The sequence below is a fragment of the Pseudomonas putida genome (assembly GCF_028682475.1).
Taxonomy (GTDB): Bacteria; Pseudomonadota; Gammaproteobacteria; order Pseudomonadales; family Pseudomonadaceae; genus Aquipseudomonas; species Aquipseudomonas putida_AG.
Genome location: NZ_JANHLE010000023.1, coordinates 87,889 through 96,811, shown reverse-complemented (window position 1 = coordinate 96,811; position 8,923 = coordinate 87,889). Strand labels below are relative to the sequence as shown.

Sequence of the window (8,923 nt, the reverse complement as noted above, 5' to 3'; positions counted from 1 at the left end):
AGTACGCGAAGAACATCGATAGCATGGCTGCCGACGTTTACCGCTACCTGAGCTTCGACCAGATCGCCGAGTTCCGTGAAGCCGCTGCGAACGCCAATATCCCGGTTGTTCAAGCGTAAGCTGACTTAGCGTAAAAAAACCCCGCCAATCGGCGGGGTTTTTTATTGACCTTTGAAAAGCATCGCTGGCAAGCCAGCTCCCACAGGTAGGGTATGCACCGGAACATTGTGGGAGCTGGCTTGCCAGCGATGAGGCCGGTCAGATCACAAACAGATCCATAAACCGATGTACAGCAGTCGCCTCCAGCGCCGCCTGATCCTTGCACAAGGCAAAGATCTTATCCACCCGCTGCCCGGCAAAGCGCGTCGCCAGGCTGGCCTTGAACTTCTCCTCCAGCAACGGAATACCCTCGGCCCGACGCCGGCGATGACCAATCGGGTACTCCACCACCACCTGCCCTGTGCTCGACCCATCGACAAAGAACACCTGCACGGCATTGGCAATCGAGCGCTTGTCGGACTCCAGGTACTCACGGGTAAAACGCGGCTCTTCGACGACCTCCATCTTCTCGCGCAGCCTATCGATAATCGGGTGAGCGGCGTGGAATTCATCCTCGTACTGCTCGGCGACCAGATTGCCAAAAATCAGCGGTACCGCGGTCATGTACTGGAGACAATGGTCGCGGTCGGCGGCGTTGGCCAGCTTGCCGACCTTGGAGATGATGCGGATCGCCGACTCATGGGTGGTGATGACGATCCGGTCGATTTCATGCAGGCGGTTACGCACCTGTGGGTGCAGCGCCACCGCCGCCTCACAGGCGGTCTGGGCGTGGAATTCGGCGGGGAAGCTGATCTTGAACAGCACGTTCTCCATCACGTAGCTGGCAAACGGCTGGGGAATTCTGAAGGCGCGCTTGTCTTCAGGCTTGAGCGCCAGATCCTTGTTGGTGTGGCTGAACAACACATCGTAGAAGCCCCACTGCGGCGCCGTCAGAACGCCCGGAATCCCCATCTCGCCACGCAAGGCGATATCCGCCAGGCGCACGCCACGGCTCGATGCGTCACCCGCAGCCCAGGATTTGCGCGAACCGGCATTCGGTGCATGACGATAGGTACGCAGCGCCTGACCATCGGCAAAGGCATGGGAAAGTGCCGACAGCAGCTGCTCGCGGTTGGCGCCCATGAGCTTGGCGCAAACCGCCGTGGACGCGACCTTGACCAGCAATACATGGTCCAGGCCCACGCGGTTGAAGGAGTTTTCCAGGGCCATCACTCCCTGGATCTCGTGGGCCATGACCATGGCTTCGAGCACCACCCGCATGTTCAACGGCGCTTCGCCATTGGCCACACGTTTTTGCGAAAGATGGTCGGCCACCGCGAGGATGCCGCCGAGGTTGTCCGAGGGATGCCCCCACTCGGCGGCCAGCCAGGTGTCGTTGAAATCGAGCCAACGGACGATACAACCGATGTCCCAGGCAGCCTTGACCGGATCAAGGCGGTAGCTGGTGCCTGGCACCCGCGCGCCGTATGGCACCACCGTACCCTCCACCAGCGGCCCCAGATGCTTGCTGCATTCGGGGAAGCGCAAGGCCAGCAGGCCGCAGCCCAGGGTGTCCATCAGGCAGTTGCGCGCCGTGTCCAGCGCCGGTGCGGACCCGACCTGGTAATTCAGGACATAGTCGGCGATGTCCTGCAGCACCCGGTCGTAGTCGGGGCGGTTGTTCAGATCAACGTTGGCACTCATTTCATGTCTCTCTGTTGTAGGTAAACAGGGAGCCAGGCGCCGTTACTGGTTAGAAAGCATCACCGGGTACCCGCACCCAGCCCTCCATCAGTATCCGCGCACTGCGGCTCATGATTGCTTTGGTGACAGTCCACTCACCGTTCACCTGACGCGCCTCGGCGCCAACACGCAGGGTGCCCGAAGGGTGACCGAAACGTACTGCACTGCGCTCGCCACCACCGGCCGCGAGGTTGACCAGGGTGCCGGGGACCGCCGCAGCGGTACCGATGGCGACGGCTGCGGTGCCCATCATCGCGTGGTGCAATTTGCCCATCGACAGCGCACGCACCAACAGATCAACGTCTGCCGCCGCGACCGCTTTACCGCTGGAAGACTGATAGGCCGTCGGCGGTGCGACAAAAGCGACTTTCGGGGTGTGCTGGCGCTTGGCCGCCTCATCGATGTGTTCGATCAAGCCCATGCGTACGGCGCCATAGGCACGAATCGTCTCGAACCGGGCCAAGGCCTCAGGATCGCTGTTGATCGCGTCCTGCAGCTCGGTACCGGTGTAGCCGATGGCTTCGGCCTGGATAAAGATGGTTGGAATGCCGGCGTTGATCAGGGTCGCTTTGAGGGTACCGATACCGGGTACTACCAGGTCATCGATCAGGTTGCCGGTGGGGAACATCGAACCGCCCTCACCGTCTTCGTCGGCGGCCGGGTCCATGAATTCGAGCTGCACTTCGGCAGCCGGGAAGGTCACGCCGTCCAGTTCGAAATCACCGGTCTCCTGAACCTCACCATTGGTGATCGGCACATGGGCGATGATGGTCTTGCCGATATTGGCCTGCCAGATACGCACGGTGGCGACACCGTTGTGCGGGATGCGGCTAGCGTCGACCAGGCCGGCGCTGATGGCAAACGAGCCAACCGCTGCCGAGAGGTTGCCGCAGTTGCCGCTCCAGTCGACAAAGGCCTTGTCGATCGACACCTGACCGAACAGGTAGTCGACATCGTGTTCCGGCTTGCTGCTGTGCGAGAGAATCACGCTCTTGCTGGTGCTGGAAGTGGCGCCACCCATGCCGTCGATCTGCTTGCCATAGGGGTCGGGACTGCCGATTACCCGCAGCAGCAATGCGTCGCGGGCCGGGCCCGGTACCTGCGCGCGCTCAGGCAGGTCCTGGAGGCGGAAGAACACGCCTTTGCTGGTGCCGCCGCGGATGTAGGTGGCGGGGATTTTGACTTGAGGTGCATGTGCCATAGGTGAGTTGTCCTGTAAGTGCTGTGGGAGGCTATCGCGGGGCAAGCCCGCTCCCACCGGTCAGGTGGGGGCTTGACCCGCGATAAGGCCTTACCTCAAACCGCCGCCGACTCGAGGAAGTCCTGGGCAAAGCGCTGCAGCACGCCGCCCGCTTCATAGATCGAGACTTCTTCAGCGGTGTCCAGACGGCAGGTTACCGGCACCTCGACGCTTTCACCGGTGTGACGAGTGATCACTAGGGTCAGGGTCGCCCGCGGGGTACGCTCGCCGACCACATCGAAGATCTCGGTGCCATCGATGTCCAGGGTCTTGCGGTTCACGCCCGGCTTGAACTCCAGCGGCAATACGCCCATGCCGACCAGGTTGGTACGGTGGATACGCTCGAAACCTTCAGCAACGATGGCCTCGACACCGGCCAGGCGCACGCCCTTGGCCGCCCAGTCGCGGGACGAACCCTGACCGTAGTCGGCACCGGCAACGATGATCAGCGGCTGCTTGCGCTCCATGTAGGTTTCGATGGCTTCCCACATGCGGGTGACCTTGCCTTCCGGCTCGACCCGCGCCAGCGAACCCTGCTTGACCTTGCCATCTTCCCGAACCATTTCGTTGAACAGTTTCGGGTTGGCGAAGGTCGCGCGTTGCGCGGTCAGGTGATCACCGCGGTGGGTTGCGTAGGAGTTGAAGTCTTCTTCCGGCAGGCCCATTTTCGCCAGGTATTCACCCGCAGCGCTGTCGAGCATGATCGCGTTCGACGGCGACAGGTGGTCGGTGGTGATGTTGTCCGGCAGCACCGCCAGCGGACGCATGCCCTTGAGCGTGCGCTCCCCGGCCAAGGCGCCTTCCCAGTACGGCGGACGACGGATGTAGGTGCTCATCTCACGCCAGTCGTACAACGGATCGACTTTCGGCCCGGTGTCTTCCTGAATGGCGAACATCGGGATGTAGACCTGACGGAACTGCTCCGGCTTGACCGCGGCCTTGACCACGGCGTCGATCTCTTCGTCGCTCGGCCAGATATCCTTGAGGCGGACTTCCTTGCCATCGACCACCGCCAGTACATCTTTCTCGATGTCGAAGCGGATGGTACCGGCAATGGCATAGGCCACTACCAATGGCGGAGAGGCCAGGAACGCCTGCTTGGCGTAAGGGTGAATACGCCCGTCGAAATTGCGGTTGCCCGAGAGCACGGCAGTGGCGTACAGGTCGCGGTCGATGATTTCCTGTTGGATCACCGGGTCCAGTGCGCCGGACATGCCGTTGCAGGTAGTGCAGGCAAAGGCCACGATGCCGAAACCGAGCTGCTCCAGCTCTGCATCAAGACCCGCTTCTTTCAGGTACAGGGCTACAGTCTTGGAGCCCGGCGCCAGGGACGATTTGACCCAGGGCTTGCGAACCAGCCCCAGCTTGTTGGCGTTACGCGCCAGCAGGCCGGCGGCAATCACGTTGCGCGGGTTACTGGTGTTGGTGCAGCTGGTGATGGCGGCAATGATCACCGCGCCGTCAGGCATCTGCCCCGGCACTTCTTCCCACTGACCGGCGATACCCTTGCTGGCCAGGTCGCTGGTCGCCACGCGGGCGTGCGGGTTGGACGGGCCGGCCATGTTACGCACGACGCTGGACAGATCGAAGCGCAGCACTCGCTCGTACTCGGCATTGGCCAGGCTGTCGGACCACAGGCCGGCAACCTTGGCATAGGTTTCCACCAGCTTGACCTGTTCGTCTTCACGACCGGTCAGCTTGAGGTAGTCGATGGTCTGCTGGTCGATGGAGAACATCGCTGCAGTGGCGCCGTATTCCGGGGCCATGTTGGAGATGGTCGCGCGATCGCCCAGGGTCAGGGCGCGGGCGCCTTCGCCGTAGAATTCGAGGTAGGCACCGACGACCTTTTCCTTGCGCAGGAACTCGGTCAGGGCCAGTACCACGTCAGTGGCGGTGATGCCGGGTTGCGGCTTGCCCGACAGCTCGACGCCAACGATTTCCGGCAGGCGCATCCACGAGGCGCGGCCGAGCATGACGTTCTCGGCTTCGAGGCCGCCAACACCGATGGCGATCACGCCCAGGGCATCGACGTGCGGGGTGTGGCTGTCGGTGCCGACGCAGGTGTCAGGGTAAGCCACGCCACGCTCGGCATGGATCACCGGCGACATCTTCTCCAGGTTGATCTGGTGCATGATGCCGTTGCCCGGCTGGATCACGTCGACGTTTTTGAACGCCTTTTTGGTCCAATTGATGAAGTGGAAACGGTCTTCGTTGCGGCGGTCTTCGATGGCGCGGTTCTTCTCGAACGCCTGCGGGTCGAAACCACCGCATTCCACTGCCAGGGAGTGGTCGACGATCAATTGTACCGGCACCACCGGATTGACCTGGGCCGGGTCACCGCCGCCTTCGGCGATGGCGTCACGCAGGCCGGCAAGGTCGACCAGCGCGGTCTGGCCAAGAATGTCGTGGCACACCACACGGGCCGGGAACCACGGGAAGTCGAGGTCGCGCTTGCGCTCGATCAGCTGGCTCAGCGAGGCATTGAGGGTCGCCGGATCGCAGCGGCGTACAAGGTTTTCTGCCAGCACGCGCGAGGTGTAGGGAAGACGGTCGTAAGCGCCGGGCTTGATGGCGTCGACAGCCGCGCGAGCGTCGAAATAATCCAGGCCAGTGCCCGGCAGGTTCTTGCGAAATTCAGTATTCATGGCACAGGGACTCAATCACGGTAAGGTCGGTGGCTGGCGGGTTGGCTTGCCTGCCAGGTGGGAGCGGGCTTGCCCCGCGATTGCGATCTAGCGGATACATCGCATCGCGGGACAAGCCCGCTCCCACCGGCTGGGGTCAGGCCAATCAGCTTGCAGCCAGGCTCAGCGTTGTTCGATTGGCACGAACTTGCGCTGCTCAACGCCGGTGTATTCGGCGCTCGGACGGATGATGCGGTTGTTGGCACGCTGTTCGAACACGTGGGCCGCCCAGCCGGTCAGGCGCGAGCAGACGAAGATCGGGGTGAACAGCTTGGTCGGGATGCCCATGAAGTGATACGCCGAGGCATGGTAGAAGTCGGCGTTGGGGAAGAGCTTCTTCTGCTCCCACATGGTCTTGTCGATGGCTTCGGACACCGGGTACAGCACGGTGTCGCCGACTTCCTCAGCAAGCTTTTTCGACCAGCCCTTGATCACTTCGTTACGCGGGTCGGACTCTTTGTAGATCGCGTGGCCGAAGCCCATGATCTTGTCTTTGCGCTCAAGCATCTGCAGCAGCTCGGCCACCGCGTCCTGCGGGCTCTGGAAGCGCTCGATCAGCTCCATTGCCGCTTCGTTGGCGCCACCGTGCAGCGGGCCGCGCAGCGAGCCGATGGCTGCGGTGATGCACGAGTACAGGTCCGACAGGGTCGAAGCGCAGACGCGGGCGGTGAAGGTCGAAGCGTTGAACTCGTGCTCGGCGTAGAGAATCAGCGAGACGTTCATCACTTTGACGTGCAGCTCGCTCGGCTTTTTGCCGTGCAGCAGGTGCAGGAAGTGGCCGCCAATAGTGTCTTCGTCGCTGGTGCAGTCGATGCGCACGCCATGGTGGCTGAAGCGGTACCAGTAGCACATCACCGCCGGGAACAGGGCCAGCAGGCGGTCAGTCTTGTCGCGTTGCTGCTCGAACGTCAGCTCGGGCTCCAGGGTGCCAAGCATCGAGCAACCGGTGCGCATGACATCCATCGGATGGGCATCTGCCGGAATGCGCTCAAGCACTTCCTTGAGGGCTTGCGGCAAGTCACGCAGGGTTTTGAGTCGCCCCTTGTACTCGGCCAGCTCGGCTGCGCTCGGCAGTTCGCCGTACAGCAGCAGGTAGGCCACTTCTTCGAACTCGGCACCAGCGGCCAGGTCACGGACGTCATAACCACGGTAGGTCAGACCGGCACCGGCCTGCCCGACGGTCGACAGTGCAGTTTGCCCGGCCACTTGACCACGCAGGCCGGCTCCACTGAGTACTTTTGCTTCGGCCATCGCTTTTCTCCACTCTTGAATTTGTTATGGAATCTTTGGCTAATCGCGGGGCAAGCCCGCTTCTACAGGGTTCAGCAGGTGTTCAGCCCTTTTTCTGGGCGAACAGGGCGTCGAGGCTTTGCTCGAACGCGTGGTAGTTGATGGCGTCGTACAGCTCCATCCGAGTCTGCATGGTGTCGATGACATTCTTTTGCGTGCCGTCGCGACGCAGTGCGGTGTAGACATTCTCGGCCGCCTTGTTCATGGCGCGGAACGCCGACAGCGGGTAGAGCACCAGCGATACGTCGACCGAAGCCAGTTCTTCGGTGGTGTACAGCGGGGTCGCGCCGAATTCGGTGATGTTGGCCAGGATCGGGGCTTTCACGCGGTCAGCGAAGGTCTTGTACATCGCCAGTTCGGTGATCGCTTCCGGGAAAATCATGTCGGCACCGGCTTCAATACAGGCGGCAGCGCGGTCCAGGGCAGCGTTCAGACCTTCTACCGCGAGGGCATCGGTACGCGCCATGATCACGAAGCTGTCGTCGGTACGGGCGTCAACTGCGGCCTTGATGCGGTCGACCATTTCCTGCTGGGAGACGATTTCCTTGTTCGGACGATGGCCGCAGCGCTTGGCACCGACCTGATCCTCGATGTGGATCGCCGCCGCGCCGAACTTGATCATCGACTTGACGGTACGGGCGACGTTGAACGCCGAAGAACCGAAACCGGTGTCGACATCCACCAGCAGCGGCAGGTCGCAGACGTCGGTGATACGACGTACGTCGGTCAGCACGTCATCCAGCCCGGAGATACCCAGATCTGGCAGGCCCAGGGAACCGGCAGCTACACCGCCACCGGAGAGGTAGATGGCCTTGAAACCGGCACGCTTGGCCAGCAGTGCATGGTTGGCGTTGATTGCACCAACGACCTGCAGAGGGTGTTCGGCGGCAACCGCATCGCGAAAACGCTGGCCGGGACTAGTTTTCTGACTCATGACTCACCTCGTGGGCTGGAAGCGTCCAGGTAGTGACGCTCGATATTACGTTTGGAAGCGCCGATGTGACGGCGCATCAAGAGCTCGGCCAGTTCGCCGTCACGGTCGGCGATGGCATCGAGAATCCGGTGGTGTTCGGCGAACGCCTGGTGCGGCCGGTTGGGCGTGGCGGAAAACTGGATGCGGTACATGCGCACCAGTTGGTACAGCTCGCCACAGAGCATCTGCACCAGGGTGCGGTTGCCGCTGCCTTGAATGATCCGGTAGTGGAAGTCGTAATCGCCTTCCTGCTGGTAGTAGCCCAGGCCCGCCTGAAACGTAGCATCACGCTCGTGGGTATCGAGGACGCGGCGCAGCTCATCGATCTCGGCTACGCTCATACGCTCGGCAGCCAGGCGACAGGCCATGCCTTCCAGAGACTCGCGGATCTCGTACAGCTCGATCAGCTCGGCATGGCTCAGCGATACCACCCGCGCACCGACATGCGGCACGCGCACCAGCAGGCGCTGGCCTTCCAGGCGATGGATCGCTTCGCGCAGCGGCCCGCGGCTGATGCCGTAGGTGCGCGCCAGCTCAGGCTCGGAGATCTTGCTGCCAGGGGCGATCTCGCCCTTGACGATGGCCGCCTGGATGCGCCGAAAGACGTTTTCCGAGAGGGTTTCGGAATCCTCTGCGGTCGCGCCGGGGGCTTGGGCTGTGTCCAGCATATTGTTGACACCTCATAAATCAATGAGGCCAAAACTAGCCAAATCGACCGAGATAGTCAAAGACAAAATCAACATTGTCGACAATCGTCTAAGAACGAACTTCACACACCGAGCTGTTGTCTGAGTGCAGCCGCTGGCGCCAGCACACCAGCGTGATAGAATGCCGCGCCCCACACAGGGCATGAATAGTGGGCTTGTCATCATTTTGTGGTGATGGCAGATAAACGAGGAAGCTTGCGCAGTACTGCCAGTGGCCTTGACCCGAACACCGCATAGCACCGCGCCA

7 protein-coding genes are annotated in these 8,923 nt (G+C 61.9%); 1 reads left to right on the top strand and 6 read right to left on the bottom strand.

Going from position 1 to position 8,923, the window contains the following annotated elements:
- Positions 1-119 (top strand): hypothetical protein (locus NPS47_RS25815; RefSeq protein WP_425313530.1); only part of this gene is annotated, 119 nt, incomplete at its 5' end.
- A 139-nt stretch (positions 120-258) separates the two neighbouring features.
- Here NPS47_RS25815 and prpD read toward each other — a convergent pair.
- From prpD to NPS47_RS18770, 6 genes are all read right to left on the bottom strand, one after another.
- Complete coding sequence (prpD, locus tag NPS47_RS18795; protein WP_274296297.1) at positions 259-1,743, bottom strand: 2-methylcitrate dehydratase; 1,485 nt, start codon at positions 1,741-1,743, stop codon at positions 259-261.
- Positions 1,744-1,792: 49 nt separating this feature from the next.
- Complete coding sequence (prpF, locus tag NPS47_RS18790) at positions 1,793-2,983, bottom strand: 2-methylaconitate cis-trans isomerase PrpF (protein ID WP_274296296.1); 1,191 nt, start codon at positions 2,981-2,983, stop codon at positions 1,793-1,795.
- 95 nt (positions 2,984-3,078) lie between these two features.
- The gene (acnD, locus tag NPS47_RS18785) at positions 3,079-5,667 is read right to left on the bottom strand and encodes a Fe/S-dependent 2-methylisocitrate dehydratase AcnD (RefSeq protein ID WP_274296295.1); all 2,589 of its coding nucleotides are present in this window, start codon (positions 5,665-5,667) and stop codon (positions 3,079-3,081) included.
- 162 nt (positions 5,668-5,829) lie between these two features.
- Positions 5,830-6,957 (bottom strand): bifunctional 2-methylcitrate synthase/citrate synthase, encoded by a 1,128-nt coding sequence (prpC, locus tag NPS47_RS18780; RefSeq protein ID WP_274296294.1) that lies wholly within the window; start codon positions 6,955-6,957, stop codon positions 5,830-5,832.
- An 82-nt stretch (positions 6,958-7,039) separates the two neighbouring features.
- The gene (prpB, locus tag NPS47_RS18775) at positions 7,040-7,930 is read right to left on the bottom strand and encodes a methylisocitrate lyase (RefSeq protein ID WP_274296293.1); all 891 of its coding nucleotides are present in this window, start codon (positions 7,928-7,930) and stop codon (positions 7,040-7,042) included.
- Positions 7,927-8,637 (bottom strand): GntR family transcriptional regulator, encoded by a 711-nt coding sequence (locus NPS47_RS18770; protein WP_274296292.1) that lies wholly within the window; start codon positions 8,635-8,637, stop codon positions 7,927-7,929. Before NPS47_RS18770 ends, prpB begins: the two co-directional genes overlap by 4 nt.
- Between the last annotated feature and the right edge of the window lie 286 nt (positions 8,638-8,923).